Here is a 26,961-nt window from a genome sequence, read left to right as displayed (position 1 = left end):
CAACCCGTGAACAGTTCGCGCACGGAGCGCCAGACCTGTTCACGAGAACGGGGTCAGCGGATGTTGTCGGGGTGATAGGGGGTGGGGAGACCGTCGCGGGAGAAGACGATCTGCCAGAGATGGATCGCGTTCGAACGGAACGAACCGGCCGACGACAGCAGATAGAAGTCCCACATCCGCCGGAACCGCTCGTCGTAGCGGGGGAGATCGCCCCACGCGCGTGAGATCCGCTCGTGCCAGTTCATCAACGTGCGGTCGTAGTCGACGCCGAAGTTGTGCCAGTCCTCGAGCACCAACCGGTCCTCGGCCGCTGCGGTGATCTGCTTCGCGGACGGCAGCAACGAGTTCGGAAAGATGTACCGGGCGATCCAGGGGTCGGCCGCGGTTGCCGAGCGTCGCGTGCCGATCGTGTGCAACAGGGTGAGCCCGTCCGGATCGCTGAGGCATCGCCGGACCGTGTTCATGTAGGCGCGGTAATTCTTGATGCCGACGTGTTCGAACATGCCGATCGAATAGATCCGATCGAACCGTTCGTCGACGTCGCGGTAGTCCTGGATGCGAATCTCGACCGGGAGGTCCGCGCATCGGCGACCGGCGAGCGCGGCTTGTTCCTTCGAGATCGTGATCGCCACGACGTCACATCCGTAGCGCTCTGCGAAGAACTGGGCAGCACCTCCCCATCCACAGCCGATGTCGAGCACTCGCATCCCGGGCTCGAGGCCGAGCTTGTTCGCCACCAGGGTGAGTTTCGCCTCCTGGGCCTGATCGAGATCGGTCGCGTCGCGCCAGTATCCGCAGCTGTAGATCATCCGCCGATCGAGCATCCGCTCGTACAGGTCGTTGCCGATGTCGTAGTGCCGTTCGCCCACCTCGAACGCGCGTCGCGGCGACTGGAGATTCCGAACTCGGGCTTCGACGGTTCGCGCCCACTTCAGCGGCGGCGACAACCTGCGGTCGATCTCGAGTCGTCGTGATCGTTCGACCAGTTGGTCGATCGCGGCGCAATCCCACCAGCCGTCCATGTAGCTTTCGCCGAGCCCCAGCGTTCCGGCGGTGAGCACCCGGCGGAAGGTCCGCTCGTCGTGAACTCGGACGTCCCACGGCCGGTCGCCGTCGAGGCGGATGTCGGCGGGAGCAAGCATCGCTGCGACGTATCGCCTCACCCGCGACCTCGATGCGGCAGTCCCCGTGCCGGTGTGGGTCATCGGCGAGACCGTCATCGCGGTTCCTCGTGCGAACCGACGTCGGTCAGGATTCTGGGCGACGTGAGGTCCGACGCCATGATGCACCTCCTCCTTGCGAGGGCCGCGACGCCGAACTCACGCTGGAGTTTCGAGTCGATCGGCCGATTCCTTTCGCGACCAAAGTAGTCGACCGGTCGGGGCGGCCTGCCGAATCTGTGTCGCGGGGGCAACCGTGCTCAGCGGCGAGCGAACGACGAACTGCTCCCCGAATCGATCGCAACCGTGAGAATCACGTCCAGCATCTGCGCCGCGGGTGTCTCGTCGGCCAGTTCGAGTTGCTGTTCGACGGCGAAGACCGTGAACGTGTAGTCGTCGACGGTCCCGGGGTCGGGACACGGCCCGGTGTACCCGACGTCGCCGAAGAAGTTGATGCCCTGGACTGCGCCCGCGGGAACCTCGTTCTCGGCGAGGCCGTCGAGGCTGGGATCGATTCCGGCCATGACCCACTGGATGAACGGGCGGCCCGCCGTGAGATCGGACTCGTTGACCATCGCGACCGCGACCTCGACGGTCTCCTCGGGCATTCCGGTCCACGTGATCGCGGGTGCGGCGTTGTTCCCGTCGCAGGTGTACCGGATGTCGACCGCGGCACCGTCCGCCCAGGGCATCGTCAGCTCGATGGCTCCGGTGTCCGGGGGCGGCACGCTCTCGATGTCGTCGATCTCGATCGGCACCGTGTCGAACGACGCGGTGGACGACACGCTGGCTTCGGCGACCGGCTCACCCGGCAATGTGGTCTCGGGTGGAGGCAAGGTGGTCGGCGCGGTCGGCTCGCGCAGCGTGGTTCCGTCACCGGTATCGCATCCGGCAAGGGCGACGACACCGGCGATCGTGACGGCCGCCGTGGTGAGGAATCGGCGGGGACGCGTGACGGGGGAGGAGTCGCTCACGGGTGGCGAGCGTACGGCATCGTGAACGTCCTCCACCGTCGGCGGCGGGCACCTCGCCGCAGCGTCGATGCCGCTCCCCTCGACATCGGTATCCTCGATCGGGTGTCCGACGTGAACTCTCCGCTGACCGTGCTCACCGTGCATGCTCACCCTGACGACGAAGCCTCGAAGGGCGCACCGACCCTGGCCAAGTACAAGGCCGAGGGAGCACGGACGGTGCTGGTGTGCGCGACGGGCGGCGAGGAGGGCGATCTCCACAACCCGACGCTGCGCGATGAGGGCCAGCCGTTCCACGGGATGACACCCGAAGAGGAGAAGGTCAAGGTCGCGTCGTTGCGCGAAGCCGAACTGGCAGCGTCCGCTGCGGTGATCGGTTTCGACGAGGTGGTCATGCTGGGATACCGCGACTCGGGCATGGCCGAGACCGAGCCGAACGAGCACCCGAATTGCTTCCACCAGGCCGATCTGGACGAGGCCGTCGGGCGGTTGGTCGCCGTGATCCGGCGGGTGAGGTCCCAGGTGATCATCACGTACGGCGACGACCAGAAGGGATATCCACATCCCGACCATCTGAAGGTGCACGACATCTCGGTGCTCGCGTTCGACCGTGCCGGCGATCCCGAGTGGTATCCCGAACTGGGCGAACCGTTCGAGCCGGCGAAGCTCTACTACGCGGTCTGGGCGAAGGCCCGCATCCTCGCCGTGCACGAAGCGATGCTCAAGTACACCGGTGAATCACCGTTCTCCGAGGAGTGGCTCGAGCGCGAGGGCCAGGATCATCGCATCACCACCAAGATCGAGGTCGGCGACTTCCAGTGGGCCCGAACCGGGGCCTTGCGGGCCCACGCGACCCAGATCGACCCGAGTGCGGGTTGGTGGTTCGGGTTGGACGATCAGCAGTTGGCCGAGACGTACCCGTGGGAGGACTGGATCCTCGCCCGCAATCGCGTCGGGCCGATCCCCGAGGACGACAGCGAACGAGACCTGTTCGCGGGTCTCCGGGCCGAGGTCGACGCATGAGTTCCGTCCAGTACCGCATCGTTGTGGCCAAGAAGGACGAGCGGATCGAGGGTCCCGACGACGCCGACATCGTGGTGACCGTTCCCGCGGTCGACGCGGCGGCCGCGGATTTCGATCCGACCGTCGCCTTCATGCGCGGCAAGCTGAAGGCGAGTGGCCACTCCGGCGAGATCCTGGAGCTCTTGAAGTCGGGAGACGCGGCGACGGCGCTCGCCGACCTCGTCACGACCGTGTAGACGCCCGCGTCGTCAGGAGCGCATGACGTCGCGGAGTTCGCGGAAGCCGATCATCACGGCACCCGCGGCGTCGAGCGCATCGCTCAACTCGTCGCTCTGGACGAGCGCGAGGTCGTTGATCCACCCGTCGGCGAGGTCACCGGCGAACGCGCGGACCTCGGGCGTGTCGATCGCCGGTTGCACGTGGATCTCGGTGACGCCCGGCTGCAGATTGGCGACGGCGTCGAGGACGCGCGTCCGGCTGCCCGGTCGCCAGTCGTGGTCGAAGTGGTCGGGGAACACGACGCCTTCCTCCTCGGCCAGCTTGCGGAACGGAAAGCCGGCCTGCTCGGCGGTGATCGTCGAGGGCAGGCGGATCGGGAGCTGGTACTCGAAGGCGAGTTCGAGGTACACGTCGAAGAACTCGGGCCGCAGCGTGATCGCCGTGAGGTGCGGGGCGAGGTGGGTGACATCGACACCCCACACGGCCGCCCGCTCGACCTGGGCGCGGAGTTCGCGCAACACCTCGGCCGGGTCGGCGTGCTCCCACAGATCCTCGAGCGTGCGCGGGAAACCGCCCTCGCCCGACTGGAGGGACGGCGCATGGGTGACCGGCCCCCATCGGTAGCAGCCGTGCTCGGAGTTCAGCGTGAGGTGAACGCCGATGTCGTCACCGTCGGCAACGTTGTTGGCGGCGTGGCACGCCCACGGAGCCGGCACCATCAGCGATGCGCACGTGGCGTGGCCGTCGTGGAGTGCGGCGAACACGCCCTCGTTCGACGCATGGCTGGCACCGAGGTCGTCGCAGGAGAGGATCACCAGCTTGGAGTCCGGAGAGTGGCCGAGCCGTTCGGTGAGCGTCGTCACGTCGGAAACCCTAACGTCCCGTCGACACTGCCGGTCCGGGTCATCCGGAACAGGCCGACCACAGCCCGAGGTCGTCGCGTTCGGCCGTTCTCGCAGCGTCGACGAACAGATCGGCATGAACGGTGTTGGGTGCGATCGACAGCGGTTGGGCGAAACCCCTGCGCACGATCTCGTCGTTGACGAACAAGCCGTCGTCGACCCGAATGAGGTAGCCGAGCAACCGGCCGTAGTCGTCTCGACCGACGACGTCGCGTTCGATGCGCAGCAACGTTCCCTCCGGCAACAATGCCTCGGTGAACGCGCTGGCCTCCGGGCCGTAGCACTCGACCGGGGAGTTCGGCCGCTTCGTCTCCGGTGTGTCGATCCCGATCAACCGGATGCGCTCCTCGCGTCCGTCGATGATCACGTCGACCGTGTCGCCGTCGACGACCCGATCGACGACGGCGTTCGCCTCGACGGTCCCGTCGGGGACGATGAGTGTCGTCTCATCGCTCGAGGAGTCGCAACCGGTGGCCGCGACGGCGAGGATGGCCGCGACAACCCCGATGACGACACGATTCACGGTGTCGTTCTACCGTCGTGCTCAGGAATGTGCCCGCTCGTAGGCGTCGAGTTCCTCCGCGATGCGGCGGCGCACCGGCGAGCTGGCGTAGGACGCAGCGAGCGCGTCGCGCTGCATTCGCAGATGCGTGTCGGCATCGATCCCGAGCGTCGTCGCGATCGACAGTTCGGTCATCAGGTCGGTGTCGAACCAGCCGGGATCGTCGGTGTTGATCGACACGCGCAGTCCCGAATCGATCATTCGGGCGAGCGGGTGGTCCTCGATCGTGTCGACGACACCGAGCAGAGCGTTCGACGTCGGACAGACCTCGCAGAGAATTCCTGCGTCGGCGACGCGCTCGGTGAGCTCGGGATCCTCGAGGACGCGAACGCCGTGCCCGAGTCGTTCCGCGCCCAATGCGTCCACCGCTTGACGAACACTGTCGGCCCCCTCGGTCTCACCGGCGTGCGGGACCGAATGGAGCCCGAGCGCCCGCGCCCGTGCGAAATGCTCCGCGTACGGTTCGGCCGGGAACCCGACCTCGTACCCGCCGAGACCGATCCCGACCAGCCCATCCGGAGTGAGCCCTGATTCGAGGTAGTCGATCGTGTCGGTCTGGTCGGGCATCTCGAGGTCGCGGGGGATGTCGATGACCCAGCTGACGTGCACTCCGCGGGCTGCGGCTCGTCTCCGGCCCTCGTCGAGGCCGTCCCGGTAGACCTCGCGCGCCATTCCGCCGACATGGAGGTGGCTGTACGCGGTCGACGTCAGCTCGACGTACGCGACGTTCTGCGCTGCGAGCGTTGCGGCGAGATCGTCCGTCACGATCGCGAGGTCCTCCGAGTCGCGCAGCAGCGACAGGCCGAAGAGGTACTGACGACCGAAGTCGGGGAAGTCGGTGAACGAGAAGTGATCCGGGATGTCTCCCGACCAGACGTGCGACCAGTCGGGCCGGTGGCGTGACGCGAGTTCCTTGACCGTCGCCGCCGACATCGACCCTTCGAGGTGGCAGTGCAGCTCGACCTTGGGGAGGTCGAGCAGCAGTTCGGTCACATCCGCTCGATGATGGTTCCGGTTCCGAGACCGCCACCGCAGCACATCGAGATCAGGCCGTACTGGCCGCCGGTGCGCTCCAGCTCGTAGAGCGCCTTGGTCATGAGGAACGCTCCGGTGCCTCCGAGCGGGTGGCCGAGCGCGATCGCACCGCCGTTGGGGTTGGTCTTCTCGAGGTCGGCGCCGGTTTCCTTCGCCCAGGCGAGGACGACCGATGCGAATGCCTCGTTGATCTCGAACACGTCGATGTCGTCGATCGACATCTCGTTGCGTTTCAGGAGGCGCTGCGTCGCGTCGATCGGGCCGGTGAGCATCAACACCGGATCGGTGCCGACCAGGCAGCTGTCGACGACGCGAGCCATCGGCTTCAGGCCGAGCTCCGCGGCCTTCTCCTCGGTCATCATCAGGAGTGCCGCAGCACCGTCGGAGATCTGCGAGGCGTTGCCGGCAGTGTGCACGCCATTCTCGCGAGCGACCGGCTTGAGCGTGGCGAGCTTCTCGAGGCTGGTCTCGCGCAGGCCCTCGTCACGGGCGACGACGTGGGTGGAGCCCGTCGGCTTGCCGTCCTCGTCGACGTCGGGCGCCTCGACCGTGATGTACTGACCGGCGAAACGGTCCTCCTCCCAGGCCCTGATCGCACGCTCCTGGGAAGCGAGACCGAACGCGTCGGTGTCCTCACGGGTGATCTCCCACTTGTCGGCGATGCGCTCGGCGCCCTCGAACTGGGAGGTCATCTCGTACTCGTCGAAGTACGGCGGCGGGATCGGAATGCCGAGGCCGAGCTGCTTGGCGCCGCTCGCACCGATCGGCACGCGACTCATCGCCTCGACACCGCATGCCATCGCGACGTCGACGACGCCGGAACCGACGAGCGAAGCGGCGAGACCGGTGGCCTGCTGACTGGAGCCGCACTGCGTGTCGACAGTGGTGGCCGCGGTGGTGAGGGGGAGACCGGCTCCGAGCCACGCCGTGCGGGTGATGTTGAAGGCCTGTTCGCCGGCCTGGCTGACACAGCCGCCGACGACCTGTTCGACCTCTGCGGGGTCGATTCCGGTGCGCTCGATCAGCGCCTTCTGGACGAGGCCCAGGGTTTCGGCGGGGTGCATGGTGGACAGGCCACCGTTGCGCTTCCCGATGGGGGTGCGGACAGCATCGACGATCACGACATTTGACATGCCCCCGACGCTACGCAACCGACCGCGTTCCGACGAATTCGCCGACGATGTCCATCGGTGCCAGGCACCGATGGACATTCTTCATTCCCGGTGGAGGGTGGCGCTGAGGTGGTGGGTGAGGGGTTGGCCGACCGCCGCCATCCGCATCGTGTAGCGCAGCGTGTCCCCGGTGACTTCGAAGGTCCGTTCTGTGCGGGTGACCTCCTTGGCCGTGGCGGTCGACGCGATCGAGGTCGATCGGACGTCGATGATCAGCGTGTCGGTGTCGCCGGCACTGTTCGGCGCGGCGAATCCTTCGAGGACTTCGGTGATGCCGGTCGGATGGGCAACCACGATCTCGGCCAATCCCTCGGCCGGCACTCGCCAGTAGGCGGTCTCCGCGTGCAGCGGACGGCCGTCATCGGTCGCCTTCGTCCTCTGCTGATAGGCGAGGAACGGCTTGCCCACGTGACCGAACGTGATCGTTTCGTCATACTCGAACGAGTCGATCGTCGGGTATTCACCGTCACCCCGACCGCTCCAGGTGCCGAGGAGCGGAGCGAGGATCGCGACGGCCGGATGGAGTGCTGGCGACATGGTTCGATCGTAGGGCCGGGCGCCGATCCGGGTCGCGTGCTACGCATGTCGGCGTGAGCGCTCAACTCGGTCTGTTGTCGATGAACACGGCTTTGCTGTACCAACCGCTGAACGAGGTGCCGGACGGATTCGCCGGCGAGCATCGCTACGTCCACGTGATCGGGACGACCGTGTTCGTCGACGACCGCATCGACGACGAGGGCTGGCCGCGTCACTTCGTCGGCATCGTGGAGGGCATCGGATGGTGGGCGGTCGATGTGCCCGCCGAATCGCCCGACCCGTCGTACGGCGCGGCGGTCGACCTGCGCAACTACTTCGGCGTCGCGTCGGCGGCTGAATGGTTGGCGGCGGGTCGAGCGGTGCAGACCGCCGAATGGGCTCGGACGCACCGCTTCTGCGGGCGCTGTGCCACTCCGACCGAACCGTCGCCGGGCGAACGGGGGCTTCGATGCCCGGCGTGCGGGCTGCTCGCGTATCCACGCGTGGCCCCGGCCATGATCACGCTCGTCACCCGTGGCCCGGACGGCCCCGAGCAGGAGGCGCTGCTCGCACGCGGTGCGAACTTTCCGATTCCGATGTATTCCTGCCTGGCCGGATTCGTGGAGCCGGGGGAGGACCTCGAGGGTTCGGTCGTGCGCGAGGTGCAGGAGGAGGTGGGCATCGAGGTGGACCAGGTGCGCTACGTCGGCAGTCAGCCGTGGCCGTTCCCGCACAGCCTGATGGTCGGATTCCGGGCGAACTTCGTCGACGGTGACATCGTGTGCCAGGAGGACGAGATCGTCGATGCCGGGTGGTATCGCAAGGACGATCTGCCGATGACGCCGCCGGAGATCTCGATCGCCGGCAAGATCATCAACGCCTGGAGATCGGAGTAGGTCATGGGTGACGTGATGATCGTGACCGGCGGTGGACGTGGGATCGGTCGAGCGACGTGTCTCCGCGCGGCAGCCGCGGGCTATGACGTGGTGGTCAACTGGGCTCACGACCGGTCGGCTGCGGAATCCGCCACGGAGCGATGCACCGAATTCGGCGTGCAGGCGGTGGCCGTCCAGGCCGATGTGGCCGACGAATCGGCGGTGACGGCGATGTTCGAGGAGGCTGCACGACTCGGATCGTTGCGGGTGCTCGTCAACAACGCCGGGATCGTCCAGCCACAGCAGCGCTTCGACGAGATGACCGTCGACCGGTGGCGGAAGATGCTCGACGTCAACGTGATCGGGGCCTTCACCTGCGCGCGGGAAGCGGTCCGGCGCATGTCGACGCGTCACGGTGGCGCCGGCGGAGCGATCGTGAACGTGTCGTCGGCAGCCGCGTACCTCGGCAGCCCGGGCGAGTACGTCGACTACGCAGCGTCGAAGGCGGCGATCGACACGATGACGATCGGGCTCGGCAAGGAACTCGCCGAGGAGGGGGTGCGTGTCAATGCCGTCCGTCCGGGTGTGGTCACCACCGAGATCCATGCCAGCGGCGGCGAGCCGGGTCGGGCGAATCGAGTCGCACCGACCGTCCCGATGAAGCGGCCGGGCGACCCTGACGAGGTCGCGGCCGCGATCATGTGGCTCGCATCAGCGGAGGCGTCCTACATCACCGGAACGACACTCGACTGCTCCGGCGGCCGCTGAAGATGTCCGTTGGTGACTGGCACCGACGGACATTCAGTCGTCGAACAGTTTGGGTTCGTTGCGACGGATGGTGACGCGGCGACCGGGGCGCTCGACGGGTTCGGGTGCGGCTTCGAACAGCTCGAGTTGTTCCCAGGTGATCGCCACCTCGCTCACCAGTTGCCACCGGAGTCGACCGAACGGACCTGGTCGGCGAATCTCGACGCGCTCGGCGCGCAACGACCGCGCCGACCCGTCGGGGTCGCGCAGTGCCACGCTGCCGTCGGTCTCGACGCCTTCGACCTTGCCGATGATGTAGCGGCCCTTGTCGTTGCGCTTGAACCGGATCGCTTCCCCGGGGCGGAGGCCGAGTCGGGCCAGCGCTGAAACGGAGCGGTACACGGTCTCGCGGACGCGTCCGGAGCGGTCCGATCAGCCTTCCGCGACGCGCCGTTGGAGCTTGCGCATCCCGCCGAGCCAGCGATCCGGATCGGCGGCCTTGAACTGCATGTAGTCGGCGACCTCCGGGTGGGGGAGCACGAAGAACGTCTCCGCCTCGATCGTGTCGGCCACCTCCACCGCCACATCGTCGGGTTCGAGGACATCGGCGGCGGCCTTCACCACGTTGCTTCCCGAGATCGGATCGTCGCCTCCGTGCAGCATCTCGGTGTTGACGCCCTGCGGGCAGAGGCAGGTGACCTTGATCCCGGCATCGCCATAGGTGATCGACAGGTACTCGGCGAAGGCGACGGCGGCGCGCTTGGTCATCGTGTACGGCGCGGAACCGATCTGGGCGAGTACGCCGGCCGCCGACGCGGTCGAGCAGAAGTAGCCGTCTCCGCGTTCGATCCAGTCCGGAAGGAGATACTTCGCGGCCCACCGGTGGGCGTGGACGTTGATGTTGAATGCGGCCGCCCAGGCGTCCTCGTCGGTGTCGGCGAGTGTGGTTCCGCCTCCCACACCGGCGTTGGCGAAGAACAGATCGATCGGACCGAATGCAGCGCTCGCTTCGTCGATGAGTCGGCGATTGCCGTCCTCGCTCGACACGTCGGCCACGAGACCGACCACGCGGTCGCCGCCGATCGACGTTGCCGTCTCGGCTGCGCCGGCGAGGTCCGCCAGGACGACGTTCGCTCCTCGTGCGTGGAACTCGCGCGCGAGTGCGGCGCCGATACCTCGGCCGGCTCCGGTGACGACGGTGTTCTTCCCCTGCAGATCCATCACCGCATCGTAGATGTCGTCTCCGATCCGGACTCATTCCCGCCACCAGGCGAGCGGACCGCCGTCCGAGGGTGGTTGGCCACCACTCAGCGATGCGGGTTCCGCGTCGTCGACCGGGAGTCGGACTTGTCACAGGTCTGTGAACTTCGGCGTCAGTGCGCGCCCGAGTTGCTCATGGCGGGTACCGTGAAGGGCAATGACAGATCAGCAGAACGTCACCGACGGCATCCCGAGCGACGCGGCGAGCAACGACGCCGTTCTCCACGAGGCGCTCGGAGTGATCGACGGCGCCCTCGCGAAGATGATGCAGCGGGACCTGGTGTCGACCGGAGAGGTCGCCGACCTCCTGCTCGACGTCCGCACACTGCTCACCGATGTTCATCTCGCGCCTGCCGTCGAGATCAACGACATCGAGCCGGTCCCCTCCGAACTCAGCTGAGCGATCAGTCGGCGAACGCCACCAGGTCGCCGACGGCCTCATCGATGAATCGCCGGAGCATCTCCGGCTCCGTGACCGCGGCCCGGTCGGTGTTCACGCCCATGTCGAGGCGCCCGTCATAGCTGAGCAGCGTGAGATTGAACGCGACCCCGCCGAGCGGACCGACAGCGTGGTTGCTCATGAGTTTCGCTCCGGCGACGTAGACCGGAAGCGGTGAACCCTTCACATTCGACGTGGCGAAATCGATGGTTTGCGCTTGCTGGCGTGCGAGTCGCGTGACCACCGAAGTGGGCAGTGTGGAGGCGAGTGCGGCGAGCGAGTCGAGCGTGGCCGAACGCGAGGCCTCGACGGCGGTGTCGATCGTCTCGTGGATGACCCGAAATCGTTCGTCGATCGCCAGTTCCCCCGTCGGGACCAGCATGCGAACCAGGGTGAACGCATTCGCTCCGGAGTCTGCGGTCCGGGTGCTGATCGCCATCGAGGCGCGCAAGTCGTCGACCGGAGCGCCCAGCTCGCGGTGGTATCGGCTGACCGCGTCGGTGGCGATCGTCATGAACGCCGTGTTGAGCGTGCCGCCGAGTGCGTTGGCCGCGGCTTTCGTGGACTGGAACGGCGCCGAGGTGATCTCGAGGCGGCGGCGGAGCGACCGTTCGGTCCAGAGCGGGCTGCGAGCGCCATCCACGTCGCCCAGTTGGCCGGCGATGCCGCGCAGCGTGTCGGCAGCGGCCGCTCCAGCGGCGGGGATCTGGGCGGGATCGGCGAGCAGGTCACGCACCTGTCGCGCAACACCGACCGGCACGCGCAATGTGGCGGCGAGCAGTTCGCGAACCACCTCGACCGGATCGGTGTCGCCGACGGATGCTTGCTCGGTCGCTGCGTCGACCGTGTCGGCGTCGGGCATCGCCGGTGGCGCGGCATCGCGCTCGAAATCGAGGAACTGGAGCGCCAGTTGGACCCCGCTCTCTCCGTCGGCGATCGCGTGGTGCATCTTCTGGATCAACGCGGCGCGACCGTCGATCAGCCCCTCGACGAGCGTGAACTGCCACAGCGGCCGCTGCCGGTCGAACGGCTCGGCCACGATCGCGGCGGCGAGGTCGAGCACCGCACGTTCGTCGGCGGGCGCGGGCAGCGCGAAACGGCGCAGGTGGGAGTCGATGGCGAACTCGCTGTCGTCGACCCATGTCGGGGGAGCGATGTTGCCCGGGCTGCTTCGGACCACCTGCCGCAGCCGAGGAATGACCATCGCGGCGCGTTCCAACCGGCGTCGGAAGGCATCGAAGTCGGGCGCACGGTCGAGGAAGCTCAGGTTCCCGAACGTCGATGACAGGTGCGGGTCCTTCTCGACCCGCCACATCAAGCCCTCGGCGTCCGACATCTTCGATTCGTAGGCGATGCCGCTCATGGCGTCGATCAGAGTAGGTCGTCGGCCCCGGCTCGCCGAATCAGCCGGCGGGCGATTGCAGCCAGGAGGCCGCCGGTGACCACACCCGCCACGACATCGGATGCATGGTGGATCCGCACGTACGCCCGGCTCGTGGCGACCGTGAACGCAGCCGTGTAGATGAGCGCAGCGACCGGGTTGCGCGTGCGATGCGCGAGCAGCACTGCTGCGAAGGTGGCCGAGCTGGCGTGCCCCGAGGGGAACGACGAGGTCAACGGCGTCCGGACCTCGAGGCCGTCCTCGCCGGTGAGCGTCGGTCGGCTGCGTTTGAAGATCCGCTTGATGCCCTGGTTGACGATGAGGCTCTCGAGCCCGATCAGGCTCGCGAACATCACGATCCGGCGCGGATTGCGGTTGCGGATGCCGAGCGCCAGGTTGATCGAGTGCCAGATGAGGCTGAAGTCGCCGACGTGGCTGGCTGTCGTGAACACCCGGTCGAGCACGGCATTGCCGCGCACCCGCTCCAGCTGCTCGTCGACGACTTCGTCGAAGTGTTCGACCGCGGGCCCGAGGTCGTGTTGACCCGGGACGTCGTCCGGACGCAGATCGTCACTCATCCGACGGCGACGGGATCAGCGAGCAGTGCCTCGTACGCCGCAACCGCCTCGGTTTCGGCCCGATCAGGGTCACCGCCGAACGCGGGGCACCACTGCTGGAACCCGCACCAGTCGCACAGGCGGCTCTGGTTGGGCCGGAAGTCACCGGTGGTGCATGCCCGCTCGACCGCCTTCCACACGGCGCTGGTCCGGGTGTCGATGAACCTGACCGACTGGGCCGAGGGCACGGTCTCGATCGTCTCGCCGCTCGACAGGTACATCAGTCGGATCTTCGCAGGACGCCGACCGAGGACCGCCTCGCACAGGAACGAATAGAAGTGCACACCGGCCAGGCTCTTCTGCTCGAAGTTGCCCGATGGCGCGCGCCCGGTCTTGTAGTCGGTGACGACCAGTTCGCCGTCGTCGTCGAGTTCGAGTCGATCGATGATCCCGCGCAGCTCGAGGGTGCCGACGTTGGCCGCCATGCGGACTTCGAGCCCGATGTCGCGGATTGCGGTGGGGTCCTCCATGTCGAAGTAGCGCTCGATCAGCTTGTCGCAATCCGCGCGGAACTTCTGCGCAGCGGTCTCGTCGAGTCGGAGGGCGACGTAGTCGGGATCGGTCGAGTACTCCTCGAGCGCGTCGTCGAGGCACCGGGCGAGCGCGGCGGGCGTGCGTTCACCGGCGGGCAGGACGAACAGCAGCTCGAGCGCTCGGTGCACGACCGAACCCTTCGTCGTGGCCACACCTGGCGGCTCGGGCAGCCGTTGGACCGAGGAGAAGCGGAACTGCATGGGGCACGACGTGAACGACGACACGCGCGACGGCGAGAGCGACGACGGGATCGGCCATACGGGAGCAGGTGCCTCGGCGAGATCGGTCATGGATCCCACTGTAGGGACGGGGTACCCCAGAGTTGTCCCACACGCCAGTCTCGGTCGCTCCACCGCTCCGGTGAGATGTGAGACCGACAGCTCGTCTCACATCTCACCGCAGTGCGCACCGGCGGCCGTTGCGTGAGAATCCGGGCGGACAGGTGGTCTCACATCTCACCGCAGGGCGAAGTCGGCGATCAGGTCGGCGGTGCCGGCGGGATCGATGAACGGGCCGAAATGGTTCGAGTCCGGCTGCGAGACGAACACGGAGTTCGGCAGTCGTTCGGCGATCCCGGGTGCGATCTCGGCCGGGCCCATCTCGTCCCCGCTGCCGACGACCACGACGCGGGTCTCGATCTCGGGCAGGAGATCCCAGGTGGTGTGGATTCCTCCGGTCTCGAAGGTGCGCGCCTCGTGCTCGGGGGAGCAGGTGAGGCGCACCCCTTCGGGTGACGGTCGGAAGCCGTGGCCCACGTACAACCGCAGCACGTCGGGGTCGAAATCCTGCATCGGAGGCTTGGAGGCGTAGTTCTCGACCGCCGCTTCGAACGTCGCGAACGACTCGCGTCGACGCCGGGCTCCCTCGACCATCGGGGACGGCCCGGTCTCGGAGCGGTCCATGTCGGTCGGGAACACGATCGGCTCGAAGGCGACGATCAGGTCGAACAGCCCGGGATCCCGATGCGCGGCCATCAGCAATCCGGCACCACCCATCGAATGGCCGAACCCGATGAGACCGCCGTCGGGAGCGACGGCACGAGCGGCGGCCAGCGCATCGTCTCCGTACCGCTCCCAGTCGACCTGCCAGTCGTCCGGACGCGGCGTCGAACCGTGTCCGCGGTAGTCGAGCGCGAACGACTCGAAACGATCCGTCAGCCGGTCGGCGATCGGCAGGTAGCAGTAGCCGTGGAACCCCGTCGCATGCGAGAGCAGAAGCGGACGTCCAACGCCACCGAACTCGTGAATCGCGACGCTGACGTGATCTGACGACATGACCCGCACCGCGTCATCATCGTTCGCGGTCGGCGTTGCGTGCCAATCGCGGCTCGGTGGCGAGACCTGCTAGTCGTCGTCGTCCCGGGAGCGACGCCACCAGATCGAGAACAGTCGATCGAGGACGACACCCAGCACGATGGCGACGACGATCGCGACCCACTGTCTCGTCTCCACGCTGAAGAAGAGGAAATCGGTCTGGACCTTCTCGCTGTTCTGGATGACGAAGATCAGCGCCAGGACGGCGATCACTCCGGCCAGGATCAACGCGATGGGAGGTCCGTCACCGTCGTCGCCGAATTCTCCTTCGGGGATGTCGTCCATTCGCCGGTTGCTCATGGTGTTCTCGTTTCGGATCGTGGTTCTCGCGGCAGCCCGAGCAGTCGCTCGCCGATGATGTTGCGTTGGACCTCGCTGGTCCCGCCGGCGATGCGCCCACCGGGTGCCGCCAGCATGCCAGACGCGTCGGTGCCGGTGAGGAGACCGTCGGCCCCGGCGAGATCCCCGCGCAGCATTGCGGCATCGAAGGACATCTGGGTGATCCCGAGCTTCATCAGCGACGCGGCTGTCGATGCGACGGGGCCCTGGCGCTGGGCCATGGCCTTGTAGGCACTCGCGACCGAGACGAGGCGGGCGATCTCCTGGCGAGCACTCGGATCGAGGGTGCGTCCTGCGGCCAGTCGCATCATCTGGTCGAGTCGGCGCTGCATCGAGATCACCGCCGTGCCGATGTGCCCACGTTCGCTCGTCAGAACCGCCATTCCGACGCCCCACCCTCCGTGTTCGGGACCGAGCAGATGGTCCGCCGGGAGCTCGACGTCGGTGAAGAACACCTCGTCGAACTCGGATTCGCCCGTCATCTGCTTCAGCGGCCTGATCTCGATCCCCGGCAGGTCCATCGGACAGAGGATGAACGAGATGCCGTCGTGCTTCGGTCCGTCCGGCTTCGTCCGCGCCATGAGGATTCCCCAGTTGCTGTAGCGCCCGCCGGAACACCAGACCTTCTGGCCATTGACGATGTAGCGGTCGCCGTCGCGCACGGCCCGCGTCGACAGCGACGCGAGATCGCTTCCCGACCCCGGCTCGGAGAAGAGCTGACACCAGACGTGATCGGCGTCGAGCGAGGCAGCGAGATGCTGCTGCTTCTGCTCGTCGGTGCCGTAGCGCTGGATCGCTCCGCCGGCGAGGACGAGACCGACCATGTTCAGCACCGGCGGCACTCCGGCGCGAGCGCACTCCAGAAGCCAGACACCGTTGTGTTCGACGGACAGTCCGCGGCCGCCGTACTCGGTGGGCCAGTGGATCCCCGCGTACCCGGCGTCGCGAATCCGGCGCTGCCATGCGATGCCGCGTTCGATGAGTTCCGGGGGACAGATCGCGCCGTAGTCGGGCGGTGCGTCCGAGGCGTTGGTCGCCAGCCAGGCAGCGGCCTCGGCTTGGAATTCGGCTACGTCGATGGCGTCGGTCACGGTGCCAGTGTCGTCGGCCGCGACGCGTCGAATGGAATCGTGGCCGGTCCACCGGGAGAACGAGACATCGACCCGCGGGTGGGCGTCTGGTCGATGTCGATGGACTGCCGTTGCTTCGTTCCGGTCGCGCATCGACCCGGTTGCCGGGCCGATGCGCGACGAGAACGAAGTGGTCAGCCGTCGGTCGTCGGAGCCTCGTCCATGTCGTCCATGTCGTCCATCTCGTCGTCGTCCATCTCCGAGTGGTCCGTGTCGTCCATCCCGTCGTGGTCCATGTCGTCCATGTCCTCGCCGTCGATGGCGCGAACTTCCGCGGTGAATTCGACGGAGGTGTCGTTGTCGAACGTCAGCGTGATGTCGACGGGATCGGGGTACGACGCGGCGTCGATGTCGAGCAGCATGATGTGGGCGCCACCGGGCTCGAAGGTGAGCGACTCGCCCGCCGCGATCTCGTAGCCGCCTTCCTTCTCCTGCATCGTCATCTGGTCGTCGTCGCCCATCAACACCTCGTGGAGTTCGACGTTGTCGGTGGCCGAACTGGTCGCCGAGATCGCGGTGACCGTCTCGTCGGTGTCGTTGGTGAGGACCCCGTAGACCGCTGCCGTGGTCTGGCCCTCGGCGGGCTGGCGGGACCAGGCGTCGGTCATGGTGACACCGTCGGCCTCGACGGCGTCGGTGGACTGCTCGGTGTCGTCGCTGCTCGCGTCGTCGGAGCCGCAGGCGGCGAAACCGAGCGTGGCGACGGCGACGAGCGCCAGGGCGCGATGGGGAAGGTTCGAGTTGCGTGGGTTCACGACGGTCAGGTCGCCGCGGCGGCGGCCGTGGTTCCCGGCGTGGCCAGAAAAAGTCGGTAGAGCGCGATCGCCACACCACCGACGCCGGCAACGAACGCCGCGACGAGCACGAATCGCTCGAACCATTGCGGGGCATCGGTCGGCACGATCGCCGCACTGAGTCCGTCGCGTTTGATGAACGCCCACACGATCAGTTCGCTCGACGCGACGAGCCCGGCGGCCAGGGCGGCGAACGGTGACCGGGTCCTGAGCGGTACCGCAGCGACGCAGGCGGCGAGCGCGAGCGCCGGGAGGAGTGGCCAGACCAGCCGTGGGTCGGTTTCGGACGGGAGCGACGAGTACTGCCACCAACCCGCCAATGTCGCGGCCAGGGCGATCGGAGTCAGTGCGACCGCCCACGCCGCGTTCCGTCGGGACCACCAGGCAGCCGCCCCGACGACGATCGCTCCGACGATTCCGCCCGCGATCGCCGGGAGCATCGACGGTTCGGGTTCCCACGTGGAGATGACGGTCACCGAGACCGGATCACCGTCGACCTCGATCGGGATCACCTGCTCGAGGATCTGGTCGCCCGGTTCCTGGCCGGCGGGACGGATCGGTTGCATCCAGTGGGCGCGATGGTCGTGCCAGGCGTATGTGCCCGCCGACGCCACCGTCTCCCAGTCCGGTTCGGCATCCGCGCTGGCGAAGTCGGGAGCGTCGGCGCCGTATCGCTCCTCGTTCTGGTAGGTGGTGGGCGAGTTCTGGTTCTCGCGCACGTCACCGTCGGGAAGAAACCACAGGTACGGCTCGCCGAAGTATCCGAGCACCATCACCTCGGTACCGGACTCGGCGCGCAACCTGACGAACGAGTCGCCACCGATCACATCGATCGCGATCGACGGGGTCGCAGGTTCGATCGACAGGATCTCCGATCGGTAGTCGGTGGGGCCCGCCGGATCGGCGTGTGCGGTGCCGCCACCGAGGAGCAGGACGATCGCGACGATCGCCGCGACGACCGGTGTCCGGTGGCCGAGCCTGCGCGGGGTGTGCGTCGTCATGCGTCGACGACGAGGACCAACTCACCGCTCGGATGAACGGTGCACACGCCCTCGAACCGACCGGGCGAGGTGAACTCCTGGCGCAACGTCTCGTCGGCGCCGACGAACCACGGTCCGACGTTGTGGCCCCGATCGTCGAGGTTGACGATCTCGATCGTCTCGCCGACGGACGCCTCGAGCGTGCCCGGGAGGATCTCGAGCGGCGTGCCCGCGTCGAGCGCTTCACCGGCGCCTGCGGGAATCGTGTACTCGTACGTGGCCGCGGCCGTTCCGTCCTCGGTTCCGAACCCGGGACCCGAGTCGGCGTCGCCGGAACACGCGGCACCCACCGACATCGCCAATGCGAGCCCGACTGCGACGAACGTCCTGCGGACGGTGCGAGAGGATGCCGAGACCTTCATGGTGTGGCCTCAGGCCTGGGCCCGTTCGAGCAGCGTGCTGATGTCGGCGGCCATGTCCTCCGACGAGGCCCCGAACTGCCAGGACAGCACCAGCTTGCCCTCGTCGTCCACGGCGTAGAGGAACGGGGAATGATCGACTTCGATCGTGCCGTCGTCGGTTTCGCGGACTTCCCAACTCGCGCCGAACGGCTCACCCGCCGCGGCGATCAACTCGGTGTCGGGAGTTCCCACGGCGATCGCATCGGGAACGAACGACGTCACGTACCCGTCGAGAATCTCCAGATCTCGGTCGGGATCGACGGTCGCCATCACGACCTCGACATCGTCCGCCTGATCGTCGTCGAGCATCCGGAGCGCAACGGCCAGATCGACCATCGTGGTCGGGCACACGTCCGGGCAGTTGGTGAACCCGAAGTAGACCACCTGGAGTTCGCCCTCGTCGGCGCGGAACTCGACCTCCTCGCCCGGGTCGCTGAGGGACGGCAGCGTGACGAGGTCGACCTCGGGTGCCGGATCGCGGACGACGCCGGACAGCGCGGGGTCGGACGCTTCGCCGCCGCTCTCGTCGTCACTGCCGCACGCTGCGGACGCGACGAGGGCGGCAGCCAGCGCCACGCCGCCGATCCGGTGGAGTCGACGGTGACGCGGTCGCTCGGGCCTTGGGGAGTTCATGCCCTGCAGGTCGTCGGCAACGTTCACTTCGTTCCCGTGGGCCGCAGATCGTCCGCCTCGCCGTCGTCGGTCGCCGTGGCCATCGCGGCGAGATCGAGTCGAGCCCGCGAGACCCGGGAACGCACGGTGCCCACCGGACACCCGATCACCTCGGCGGCCTCGTCGTAGTACATGCCGAGCACCTGAGTGAGCACGAACGCGGTGCGCCGATCGTCGTCGAGTTGCCCGAGGAGCACGTCGAGATCGACGCCGAGCGTGGTGTCCGGCAGGAAGTCGGCCTGGACGTGGGCCTCGTCGACCGCCGCCTGCTCCTTGCGCCGACGACGCTGGGCCCGTCGAACGTGGTCGGCGCACACGCGGCGAGCGATGGTGAGCAACCAGCCGCGGGCGGCGCCCTCGGCGCGATAGCGGGGGAGCGACTTGATCGCCCGCTCGTAGACCTCCTGGGCCAGGTCGTCCGCGTCGCGCGCGTCGCCGAGGTAGCGGCAGACGTTCCAGACCTCGGCTTGCGTCTCGGCCACGAAACGGTCGAGCGCCGCGGCATCACCCTGCTGTGCAGCAAGGAGGAGTCGCGTCAGATGGTCCACACCTCCAGTCTGGCGACTCGGGAACCAGAACGGTCCTCGGAGCGACCTGGTTCACATGGACGCCGAACAGCTGTCGTGCGACACCGCACACGAGATCCTCTCCGCGCGAATGGATGGAGAGGCGACCGCTCCCGAGATGAAGCAACTCGATCACCACCTGGCGGGATGCCCGGCGTGCGAGCAGTTGTCGGCGCAGTTCCTGCAGCTCGACCGGCGGGTTCGGCTCCGCCCGGCGGTTGCGGTTCCCGATCTGCGCCCGGCGATCCTGAGCCGTGCTCGTCCCGCCGTGCTCGGTCGCAACGGGTGGCGTCGACCGGCGCTGGCATGGGTTGCGTTCCTGCTGATCGCGCAGAACGCAGCGGCGTTGGTGGCAGGGCAGATGAGCGGGGCCGAGGTGCACCTCGCCCGGCACCTGGGTGCATTCGGCGTGGCGCTCGGGGTCGGGCTCGCATTCGTCGCGTGGCGGCCCCATCGCGCCTACGGCATGCTCCCGTTCGCCGGCGCGCTGCTCTTGACGATGCTGCTCAGCGCCGGCTTCGACATCGCGGAGAACGGTCGCAGTGCGGTGTCGGAGATGAGTCACCTGACCGAACTCGCAGGGCTGGCTCTCGCGTGGATGATCGCCGGCTCTCCCGGCCGGCCCGACTGGGGAGCGATTCGGGACAACGTCCGCGAGCGCCTGCCACAGCGCGCCTGAAAACGTCCTCGGCCCGATTCCGTCTCGGAAGGTGAGACGGAATCGGGCCGAGAATCGAGGCAGCCGGGATCCCGGCGCTCAGGTCAGGTCAGGTCAGGACAGGGCCTTGAGGAACATCGCCGTCTCCTCGGCGATGGCCGAGGGAACTTCGTAGCCCTCCTGGTCGGTGACGGTGTCCCAGTTGTCGCGCAGGCTCTCGGGCGTCAGGTCGTCGGACGTGTAGCCCTGGCACTCGGCGATGAACACCTCGGCCACGCGGCCGCCACCGACGGAGTAGACACGGCCGGTCGACTCGCAGGACTCGTGAGCCAGGTAGGTCACCAGCGGCGACACGAGTTCGGGCTGGAGCTTGTCGCCGAGCGGGCCGAGCAGGTCCTCGGTCATGCGGGTGTAGGCGAGCGGTGCGATCGCGTTGGCGCGGACGTTGTACTTGGCGCCTTCGACGGCGAGCACGTTGGTGAAGCCGACGAGGCCCATCTTGGCGGCGCCGTAGTTGGCCTGGCCGAAGTTGCCGAAGATGCCGGCGGCCGACGACGTCGACACGATGCGGCCGTAGCTCTTCTCGCGCATGATCTTCCATGCCGGGCCGGTGACGTTGAACGCGCCGCGGAGGTGGACGTCGAGCACGGGGTCGACGAGGTCGGGACCCATGTTGTGGAACGACTTGTCGCGCAGGATGCCCGCGTTGTTGATCACGATGTCGACCGTGCCGAACGCGTCGACAGCCGACTGCACGATGCTCTCGCCACCCTCGGGCGTGGCGACGGAGTCGGTGTTCGCGACGGCCTCGCCGCCGGCTTCCTTGATCTCGTCGACCACGAGCTGGGCGGCGCCCTTGTCGGAGCCCGATCCGTCGACGGCGCCGCCGAGGTCGTTCACCACGATGAGTGCCCCGCGGGCCGCCATCATCAGCGCGTGCTGCTTGCCGAGACCGCCACCTGCTCCGGTGATGATCGCTACCTTGCCGTCGAATCCGAGATCAGTCATGGGGGACGAAGATATCGGCGGCCGTCGGGACGGCACCATTCCTCGGTGTGACGTGGGGTGGCGGTCGTCAGCGACGCAGCAGATCCTTCGCGATGTGCGTGATCTGGAGCTCATCGGTGCCCGCGTAGATCTGTAGCACCTTGGCGTCGCGGGCGATCTGCTCCACCTGGAATTCGCTCATGTATCCGTTGCCGCCGAAGATCTGCACGGCTTCGAGGGCGACCTCCATCGCGGCGCGTGCCGAGTAGAGCTTCATCGCGGACGCCTCGGCAAGCGTGAGGCTCACGCCGTCCCGAGTGGTCTCGATGTAGCGGAAGACCAGGTTCTCGACGTTGAGCCGGGCGACCTCCATCCGGGCCAACTTGTCCTGGATCAACTGGAACTCGCCGATCGGTTGGCCGAACTGGACCCGCTCCTTGGCGTACTCGATGCACAGCTCGAGCGCCTTGCCGATCATGCCGAGTGCCATTGCGGCGACGCCCGAGCGTTCGATCGTGAACGTGGCCTTGGCGCCGTCGCGACCTCCGGACGGAAGGTCCTCGGTCTCGCCGATCAGTCGATCGATCCCGACGCGAACGTCGTCGAGGAAGAGTTCCCCGGTGGGTGAGGAGTGCATGCCCATCTTGCGGAGCGGCTTGGATTGTTCGAGGCCCGGCATCCCCGAGTCGAGGACGAACGACAGCACCTTGCGCTCCTCAGGTGGATTGCCCTCGTCGAGCTTGCAGATGAAGATGATCGTGTCGGCATACGGTCCGTTGGTGATGAATGTCTTCGATCCGTTGAGGACGTATTCGTCGCCGTCGCGACGGGCGGTGGCCTTCATCGACCCGAACGCATCGGAACCTGAGTTGGGCTCGGTGATCGCCCATGCGCCGATCTTGTCGAGGGTGAGCAGGTCGAGCGCCCACCGTTCCTTCTGGGCGATGGTGCCCTTGCTCATGATGGCGGCCGACGAGAGCCCCATGGACACGCCCATCGCCGTGACCATTCCGGGGGAGTAGCGGCACAGTTCGATGATCGGGATCATCGACAACGAGGGGTCGTTGCCTTCGTTGCGTGACTCGCGCTCGGGTGGAGAGTCGCCCGCGGCGACGGCCGCCTCCACCGATTTCTCGAACGCGATGGTCTTCTCGAATCGGTCCCGCGCCATCTGGTCCATGCCGAACGTGGCGAACAGCTTGCGCAGCAGGTCGTACGGCGGCGTGTCGCCGAATTCCAACTCTTCGCGCTTCGGGGCGATCTCGGCCTCGATGAACTCGCGCACGGCGTCGCGGATCATCAGTTGTTCGTCGTTCCATGCGTACATCGCGGCAACGGTACCGATCGCTCGACGCGGCAGGGCCGAAGATGAACTCTGGGCGAACTCGGGTCCTGGGCGGTGATTCAACGTTCGTTGAGTGGATAATGGCCGTCATGGAAGCGGACCGAGCGAAACGCTCGCGGGTGCACGCGGCACTCTCCGACGCGAGCCGACTGGCGATCGTGGATGAGTTGAGCCTGAGCGATCGGGCACCGAGTGAGCTCGCCGCCCGACTGGGGCTGGCGGGCAATCTCCTGGCCCACCATCTCGACGTGCTCGAGCAGGTCGGACTGATCGTCCGATTCGAGTCCTCCGGCGACCGCCGCCGCCGATACGTGCGCCTGGACCGACAACCGTTGCACGCACTCGGATTGCCGATCGCCTCGGCTCCCTCGTCGGTGCTCTTCGTGTGCACCCACAACTCGGCACGCTCGCAGCTCGCCTCGGCGCTCTGGAAGGAGCGCATCGGGACACCGGCGTCGTCGGCGGGTACCCACCCCGCCGATCGTGTCCATCCCGATGCGGTCGCCGCCGGAGCGCGACTCGGACTCGACCTGTCGCACGCAGCGCCGAGCCTGATCGCAGGTCCCTTGCACACCGTGCAGGTCGTGACGGTGTGCGATCGGGCCTACGAAGAACTCGACCCCGACCCGTCGTGGTGGCACTGGTCGCTCCCCGACCCCGTCGAGGCGGACGATCCGCGAGCGTTCGACGCCGTGCTCGCCGACCTGGACTCCCGAATCTCCACTCACATCACGTGAACCAGCGAAAGGACAACCACATGAGCGCGGTAGAGCGACGCCCGAGGGGCGTTTCCATGACCTCGGAGGAAATGGAGCTGATGAACGGCGCCGTCGAGCGTCTGCAACTCAAGTTCGAAGGACTCTTCAACTCCGAGACCATCGAGCGTTGCGTCGAGGACTCTCGACAGAAGCTCGCGTCGGAGGCCACGATTTCGATGTGGCTTCCCGTGCTGATCGAACGACTGACGAATGACCGCCTGACCGGGCTCGCGAGGCTCGAGAGCTCGGCGGGCGCGCGACCCGGCGTGCTGTTCCTGTGCGACCACAACGCCGGTCGGTCCCAGATGGCGGCGGGCTGGATGCGCCACCTCGCGGGGGACCGCGTCGACGTGTTCTCCGGAGGGTCGTCACCGTCAGCGGACAGCAACCGCCGGGTCGTCGAGACGATGGCGGAGGTCGGGATCGACATCTCGAACGAGTACCCGAAGCCCTGGACCGACGAGGTGATGCGCGGAGCCGACGTGATCGTCACCATGGGTTGCGGCGAGGCGTGCCCGATCCTCGAAGGCAAGCGCTACGTCGACTGGGACATTCCGAGTCCGCGCCGCTTGAATCCGGACGAACTCGCAGAAGTTCGCGATGACGTTCGCACCCGCGTCGAGGCGCTCATGGCGACGCTCGGGGTGCTGTCGTGACGGTGCGAGTGGGAATCAACGGTTTCGGGCGGATCGGTCGACTCGTCGTACGGGCGCTGCGCGAACGTCCCGAGCTCGAACTCGTGCACATCAACGAGCTCTCCGGAGATGCCGCCACGGCTGCACACCTCCTGGAGTTCGACACCGTCCACGGTCGGTACAGCGGCACGGTCGCGACCGACGGCAGCAAGGTGACGATCGACGGAAGCGACGTGAGCTGGTCGTCGGAGGGGCGGCCCGAACTCGTGCCGTGGGCGGAGCACGGCGTCGATGTCGTGCTGGAGTGCAGCGGTGCGTTCCGGACGACCGAGACGCTCGAGCCGTACTTCGAGCACGGTGTGCGCAAGGTGATCGTCGCCGCACCGGTCAAGAGCGACGGGGTGCTCAACGTCGTGATGGGGTGCAATGACGACCTCTACGACCCGGCCACCGACCACATCGTGACCGCTGCGTCGTGCACCACGAATTGCCTGGCACCGGTTGTGAAGGTCCTCCACGAAGGCATCGGGATCGAGCGTGGAGCGATCACCACGATCCACGACGTGACGAACACCCAGGTGATCGTCGACGCGCCCCACAAGGATCTGCGCCGAGCGCGGTCGGCGCTTAACTCGTTGATCCCGACCTCGACCGGCTCGGCCACGGCGATCACGATGATCTACCCCGAACTGACCGGCAAGCTGAACGGAACCGCGGTGCGCGTTCCGCTGCTGAATGCATCGCTCACGGACGCGGTGTTCACCGTGTCGCGCGATGTCACGGTCGACGAGGTCAACGCGCTGCTGCGCGAAGCTGCCGAAGGCGAGCTGAAGGGCATCCTCGGGTACGAGGAACGGCCGCTGGTGTCGGCGGACTACACGAACGACACCCGATCCGGCATCGTCGACGCACCGTCCACGATGGTCATCGACGACCGGATGGTGAAAGTGCTCGTCTGGTACGACAACGAGTACGGCTACGCGTTCCGCATGGCCGACCTCGCCGCCAAGATCGCCAGCACACTTCCGTCCCGCTGACGAACGATCCACCGCCATGAAACTCCGCAACTACGTCCTCGTCACCGCCGGGTACTGGGCATTCACCATCACCGACGGCGCGCTGCGGATGTTGGTCCTGCTCTACTTCCACGAACTCGGCTACTCGCCGGTCGCGCTCGCGTTCCTGTTCCTGGCGTATGAGTTCATGGGCGTCATCACCAACCTGGTCGGTGGCTGGGTCGGAGCGCGGACGGGCCTGAACCGTACGTTGATCGCCGGTCTCGGACTGCAGGTGTTCGCGCTGATCGCGCTCACGCTCCAACAGACCGATTGGGTGGAGTGGGTCTCGGTGGCGTACGTGATGGGCGCGCAGGCACTCTCCGGCGTCGCGAAGGACCTCACGAAGATGAGCTCGAAGAGCGCCGTCAAGTTCGTCGCTGGTGACGGCGATGGCGCGCTGTTCCGACTCGTCGCCATCCTGACCGGTTCGAAGAACGCGTTGAAGGGTCTCGGCTTCTTCATCGGCGCCTGGCTGCTCTCCTGGATCGGCTACGACGCAGCGCTGTGGGCGCTGGCGGGGCTCGTCGCCGCGGCACTCGCGGCGGTGGCGATCATGCTCGACGAGGACATCGGTCGGTCGAAGAAGAAGCCGCCGCTCCGGTCGATCCTTTCGAAGTCGGCCGCGATCAACCGGCTGGCCACCGCGCGCTTCTTCCTGTTCGCGTCGCGAGACATCTGGTTCGTCGTCGCGCTGCCGGTGTTCCTCGATGACGAACTCCACTGGAGCTTCGAGGCGATCGGTGCGTTCCTCGCCTTGTGGACGATCGGATACGGCATCGTGCAAACGGCGGCGCCGCGTTTCCTGCGCCGGCGGAATCAACCCCTCGACGAGATCCACGCGGCGCGGGTGTGGTCGCTCGTGCTCGCGGTCATCGCCACGGTGATCGCGGCTGCGGTCGGCGCCGACTTCGCAACCACGATCGCCATCGTCGGGGGCTTGATCGTGTTCGGTGTCGTGTTCGCCCTCAACTCATCGCTGCACAGCTATCTCATCCTGGCGTACGCCGACGATGATGATGTTTCGCTCGACGTCGGCTTCTACTACTCCGCCAACGCGGCCGGCCGACTCGTGGGAACCCTGCTCTCGGGTGTGCTCTATCTCTGGGGAGGGCTCACGCTCGCCCTCGTCGGTTCCGCGATCGCGCTGGCGATCACCTGGCTCCTCACGTTGCGGCTGCCACCGATCGCCAGCGAGCGGTCGATCGTCGTCGACACCGTCCCGGCCTGACGGCGACGAATGCACCGCTCGGGTGATGGTCTGCTTTGATGGCCGCGTGCTCGAAATGTTGATCTGCCGTCTTCCCCGTCGTCGCCGGGTTCTCGGAATCGTCGGTGTGCTCGCCGCGGTTTCCGGATGCTCGTTCTCCATCGGCGGCTCGTCGCCGGCGAGTGCCGGCGAGGAACTGATCGAGGGTGAATTGAGCGAGGTGCTCGGCTTCGAGATGACGGACGCCGAATGTCAGGACCCGGCCGAGGAGGAGGAAGGCGAGGAGTTCACCTGCACGGCCACGGCGCCTGATGGCTCGACGGTCACGTTCCAAGGCGTCCTCGAGACCGACGACGAGATCTATCTCGCTGCGTCGAACGTCGTGGTGGCCGACGAGATGACGCTGGTCGAGGAAGAGGCAGCAGTCGTGCTCGGACCCGAAGTCGGAGCCGAGATCGATCCGGCGGACGTCGATTGTCCCACCGAGTCGACGGTGCTGGACGGCGACGAGTTGCGGTGCGAGATCACCGACGCGACGACCGGTGAGCGGTACGAGTTGATCGTCAGGCTCGGCGACTTCGTGCCGCGCGAGGGATTCGAGGATCGCTTCTACGAAGTCGGCGACCTCATCGAGTGACTCCGTCG

Annotated in this window: 33 protein-coding genes; 11 read left to right on the top strand and 22 right to left on the bottom strand. The window is 67.1% G+C overall.

The window, feature by feature from the left end:
* Positions 1-53: 53 nt before the first annotated feature.
* Positions 54-1,205: a cyclopropane fatty acyl phospholipid synthase gene (cfa, locus tag ON45_RS06710; RefSeq protein WP_051062627.1), complete on the bottom strand. Its 1,152-nt coding sequence runs from the start codon at positions 1,203-1,205 to the stop codon at positions 54-56.
* Positions 1,206-1,420: 215 nt separating this feature from the next.
* Positions 1,421-2,134: a YbhB/YbcL family Raf kinase inhibitor-like protein gene (locus ON45_RS06705; protein ID WP_040492853.1), complete on the bottom strand. Its 714-nt coding sequence runs from the start codon at positions 2,132-2,134 to the stop codon at positions 1,421-1,423.
* Positions 2,135-2,155: 21 nt separating this feature from the next.
* Here ON45_RS06705 and ON45_RS06700 point away from each other — a divergent pair, with 21 nt between their 5' ends.
* Positions 2,156-3,154, top strand: a complete 999-nt coding sequence (locus ON45_RS06700) for a PIG-L family deacetylase (RefSeq protein WP_051062626.1) — start codon at positions 2,156-2,158, stop codon at positions 3,152-3,154.
* Positions 3,151-3,390, top strand: a complete 240-nt coding sequence (locus tag ON45_RS06695) for a hypothetical protein (RefSeq protein ID WP_040492852.1) — start codon at positions 3,151-3,153, stop codon at positions 3,388-3,390. Before ON45_RS06700 ends, ON45_RS06695 begins: the two co-directional genes overlap by 4 nt.
* 12 nt (positions 3,391-3,402) lie before the next feature.
* On the opposite strand, the gene ON45_RS06690 is transcribed toward ON45_RS06695, so the two are convergent.
* The 5 genes from ON45_RS06690 to ON45_RS06670 all read right to left on the bottom strand — a co-directional run bounded on the left by ON45_RS06690 (position 3,403) and on the right by ON45_RS06670 (position 7,581).
* Positions 3,403-4,236, bottom strand: coding sequence for a ChbG/HpnK family deacetylase (locus ON45_RS06690; protein WP_040492851.1), 834 nt, complete (start codon positions 4,234-4,236; stop codon positions 3,403-3,405).
* 40 nt (positions 4,237-4,276) lie between these two features.
* Positions 4,277-4,798: a thermonuclease family protein gene (locus ON45_RS06685; protein WP_051062625.1), complete on the bottom strand. Its 522-nt coding sequence runs from the start codon at positions 4,796-4,798 to the stop codon at positions 4,277-4,279.
* Positions 4,799-4,819: 21 nt separating this feature from the next.
* Positions 4,820-5,830 carry an adenosine deaminase gene (gene add / locus ON45_RS06680; RefSeq protein WP_040492850.1) on the bottom strand — a complete coding sequence of 337 codons (1,011 nt, stop codon included), beginning with the start codon at positions 5,828-5,830 and terminating at the stop codon, positions 4,820-4,822.
* The gene (locus tag ON45_RS06675) at positions 5,827-7,005 is read right to left on the bottom strand and encodes a steroid 3-ketoacyl-CoA thiolase (RefSeq protein WP_040492849.1); all 1,179 of its coding nucleotides are present in this window, start codon (positions 7,003-7,005) and stop codon (positions 5,827-5,829) included. Before ON45_RS06675 ends, add begins: the two co-directional genes overlap by 4 nt.
* 81 nt (positions 7,006-7,086) lie before the next feature.
* The gene (locus ON45_RS06670) at positions 7,087-7,581 is read right to left on the bottom strand and encodes a peroxynitrite isomerase (RefSeq protein ID WP_040492848.1); all 495 of its coding nucleotides are present in this window, start codon (positions 7,579-7,581) and stop codon (positions 7,087-7,089) included.
* 53 nt (positions 7,582-7,634) lie between these two features.
* On the opposite strand from ON45_RS06670, the gene nudC reads away from it, so the two are divergent.
* Complete coding sequence (nudC, locus tag ON45_RS06665) at positions 7,635-8,456, top strand: NAD(+) diphosphatase (RefSeq protein ID WP_051062624.1); 822 nt, start codon at positions 7,635-7,637, stop codon at positions 8,454-8,456.
* A gap of 3 nt (positions 8,457-8,459) precedes the next feature.
* A complete protein-coding gene (locus ON45_RS06660; protein ID WP_040492847.1) occupies positions 8,460-9,203 on the top strand; it encodes an SDR family oxidoreductase in 744 nt (247 codons plus the stop codon).
* Positions 9,204-9,236: 33 nt separating this feature from the next.
* On the opposite strand, the gene ON45_RS06655 is transcribed toward ON45_RS06660, so the two are convergent.
* Together ON45_RS06655 and ON45_RS06650 are read right to left on the bottom strand one after the other, a co-directional pair.
* Entirely contained in the window at positions 9,237-9,584 is a 348-nt protein-coding gene (locus ON45_RS06655; RefSeq protein WP_040492846.1) for a hypothetical protein, read from the bottom strand.
* Between the two features lie 30 nt (positions 9,585-9,614).
* Entirely contained in the window at positions 9,615-10,403 is a 789-nt protein-coding gene (locus ON45_RS06650; protein WP_040492845.1) for an SDR family oxidoreductase, read from the bottom strand.
* Between the two features lie 196 nt (positions 10,404-10,599).
* Here ON45_RS06650 and ON45_RS06645 point away from each other — a divergent pair, with 196 nt between their 5' ends.
* Complete coding sequence (locus ON45_RS06645; RefSeq protein ID WP_040492844.1) at positions 10,600-10,842, top strand: hypothetical protein; 243 nt, start codon at positions 10,600-10,602, stop codon at positions 10,840-10,842.
* Between the two features lie 4 nt (positions 10,843-10,846).
* Here ON45_RS06645 and ON45_RS06640 read toward each other — a convergent pair whose 3' ends face one another.
* From ON45_RS06640 to ON45_RS06590, 11 genes are all read right to left on the bottom strand, one after another.
* A complete protein-coding gene (locus ON45_RS06640) occupies positions 10,847-12,244 on the bottom strand; it encodes a wax ester/triacylglycerol synthase domain-containing protein (RefSeq protein ID WP_040492843.1) in 1,398 nt (465 codons plus the stop codon).
* Positions 12,245-12,252: 8 nt separating this feature from the next.
* Positions 12,253-12,840, bottom strand: coding sequence for a phosphatase PAP2 family protein (locus tag ON45_RS21190; RefSeq protein ID WP_051062623.1), 588 nt, complete (start codon positions 12,838-12,840; stop codon positions 12,253-12,255).
* Positions 12,837-13,703: a RecB family exonuclease gene (locus ON45_RS06630; RefSeq protein ID WP_051062622.1), complete on the bottom strand. Its 867-nt coding sequence runs from the start codon at positions 13,701-13,703 to the stop codon at positions 12,837-12,839. The genes ON45_RS21190 and ON45_RS06630 overlap by 4 nt, the downstream gene beginning before the upstream one ends.
* A 165-nt stretch (positions 13,704-13,868) precedes the next feature.
* On the bottom strand, positions 13,869-14,687 hold the full coding sequence (locus ON45_RS06625) for an alpha/beta fold hydrolase (protein ID WP_051062621.1): 819 nt from the start codon (positions 14,685-14,687) through the stop codon (positions 13,869-13,871).
* Positions 14,688-14,756: 69 nt separating this feature from the next.
* Positions 14,757-15,026, bottom strand: coding sequence for a LapA family protein (locus ON45_RS06620; RefSeq protein WP_148288560.1), 270 nt, complete (start codon positions 15,024-15,026; stop codon positions 14,757-14,759).
* Entirely contained in the window at positions 15,023-16,156 is a 1,134-nt protein-coding gene (locus tag ON45_RS06615) for an acyl-CoA dehydrogenase family protein (protein WP_158412250.1), read from the bottom strand. Before ON45_RS06615 ends, ON45_RS06620 begins: the two co-directional genes overlap by 4 nt.
* Before the next feature lie 173 nt (positions 16,157-16,329).
* A complete protein-coding gene (locus ON45_RS06610; protein ID WP_051062619.1) occupies positions 16,330-16,950 on the bottom strand; it encodes a copper chaperone PCu(A)C in 621 nt (206 codons plus the stop codon).
* Between the two features lie 5 nt (positions 16,951-16,955).
* Positions 16,956-17,990 carry a hypothetical protein gene (locus ON45_RS22580; protein WP_040492841.1) on the bottom strand — a complete coding sequence of 345 codons (1,035 nt, stop codon included), beginning with the start codon at positions 17,988-17,990 and terminating at the stop codon, positions 16,956-16,958.
* Positions 17,987-18,391, bottom strand: coding sequence for a cupredoxin domain-containing protein (locus ON45_RS06600; RefSeq protein WP_040492840.1), 405 nt, complete (start codon positions 18,389-18,391; stop codon positions 17,987-17,989). The genes ON45_RS22580 and ON45_RS06600 overlap by 4 nt, the downstream gene beginning before the upstream one ends.
* Before the next feature lie 9 nt (positions 18,392-18,400).
* Positions 18,401-19,063 (bottom strand): SCO family protein, encoded by a 663-nt coding sequence (locus ON45_RS06595; RefSeq protein ID WP_148288559.1) that lies wholly within the window; start codon positions 19,061-19,063, stop codon positions 18,401-18,403.
* A 23-nt stretch (positions 19,064-19,086) separates the two neighbouring features.
* Positions 19,087-19,650, bottom strand: coding sequence for a sigma-70 family RNA polymerase sigma factor (locus tag ON45_RS06590; protein ID WP_040492839.1), 564 nt, complete (start codon positions 19,648-19,650; stop codon positions 19,087-19,089).
* Positions 19,651-19,705: 55 nt separating this feature from the next.
* Between ON45_RS06590 and ON45_RS06585 the strand changes: the two genes are divergently transcribed.
* Positions 19,706-20,347, top strand: a complete 642-nt coding sequence (locus ON45_RS06585) for a zf-HC2 domain-containing protein (RefSeq protein ID WP_051062617.1) — start codon at positions 19,706-19,708, stop codon at positions 20,345-20,347.
* A 93-nt stretch (positions 20,348-20,440) separates the two neighbouring features.
* On the opposite strand, the gene ON45_RS06580 is transcribed toward ON45_RS06585, so the two are convergent.
* Both ON45_RS06580 and ON45_RS06575 read right to left on the bottom strand, forming a co-directional pair.
* Positions 20,441-21,334, bottom strand: a complete 894-nt coding sequence (locus tag ON45_RS06580) for an SDR family oxidoreductase (protein ID WP_040492838.1) — start codon at positions 21,332-21,334, stop codon at positions 20,441-20,443.
* Positions 21,335-21,401: 67 nt separating this feature from the next.
* The gene (locus ON45_RS06575) at positions 21,402-22,640 is read right to left on the bottom strand and encodes an acyl-CoA dehydrogenase family protein (protein ID WP_040492837.1); all 1,239 of its coding nucleotides are present in this window, start codon (positions 22,638-22,640) and stop codon (positions 21,402-21,404) included.
* A 107-nt stretch (positions 22,641-22,747) separates the two neighbouring features.
* On the opposite strand from ON45_RS06575, the gene ON45_RS06570 reads away from it, so the two are divergent.
* The 5 genes from ON45_RS06570 to ON45_RS06550 are packed head-to-tail and all read left to right on the top strand — an operon-like array spanning position 22,748 to position 26,953.
* Positions 22,748-23,395, top strand: a complete 648-nt coding sequence (locus ON45_RS06570; RefSeq protein ID WP_040492862.1) for an arsenate reductase/protein-tyrosine-phosphatase family protein — start codon at positions 22,748-22,750, stop codon at positions 23,393-23,395.
* 56 nt (positions 23,396-23,451) lie between these two features.
* Positions 23,452-24,072, top strand: coding sequence for an arsenate reductase ArsC (locus tag ON45_RS06565; RefSeq protein WP_040492836.1), 621 nt, complete (start codon positions 23,452-23,454; stop codon positions 24,070-24,072).
* Positions 24,069-25,088 (top strand): ArsJ-associated glyceraldehyde-3-phosphate dehydrogenase, encoded by a 1,020-nt coding sequence (locus ON45_RS06560; RefSeq protein ID WP_040492835.1) that lies wholly within the window; start codon positions 24,069-24,071, stop codon positions 25,086-25,088. Before ON45_RS06565 ends, ON45_RS06560 begins: the two co-directional genes overlap by 4 nt.
* 16 nt (positions 25,089-25,104) lie before the next feature.
* Positions 25,105-26,337, top strand: coding sequence for an organoarsenical effux MFS transporter ArsJ (gene arsJ, locus ON45_RS06555; protein ID WP_040492834.1), 1,233 nt, complete (start codon positions 25,105-25,107; stop codon positions 26,335-26,337).
* A 46-nt stretch (positions 26,338-26,383) separates the two neighbouring features.
* Positions 26,384-26,953 carry a DUF4333 domain-containing protein gene (locus ON45_RS06550; RefSeq protein WP_158412247.1) on the top strand — a complete coding sequence of 190 codons (570 nt, stop codon included), beginning with the start codon at positions 26,384-26,386 and terminating at the stop codon, positions 26,951-26,953.
* Positions 26,954-26,961 lie beyond the last annotated feature (8 nt).

It is taken from the genome of Ilumatobacter nonamiensis YM16-303 (genome assembly GCF_000350145.1).
GTDB lineage: Bacteria > Actinomycetota > Acidimicrobiia > Acidimicrobiales > Ilumatobacteraceae > Ilumatobacter_A > Ilumatobacter_A nonamiensis.
The sequence above is the reverse complement of the archived record's forward strand: the minus strand, read 5'-3'. Positions and strand labels throughout refer to the sequence as shown.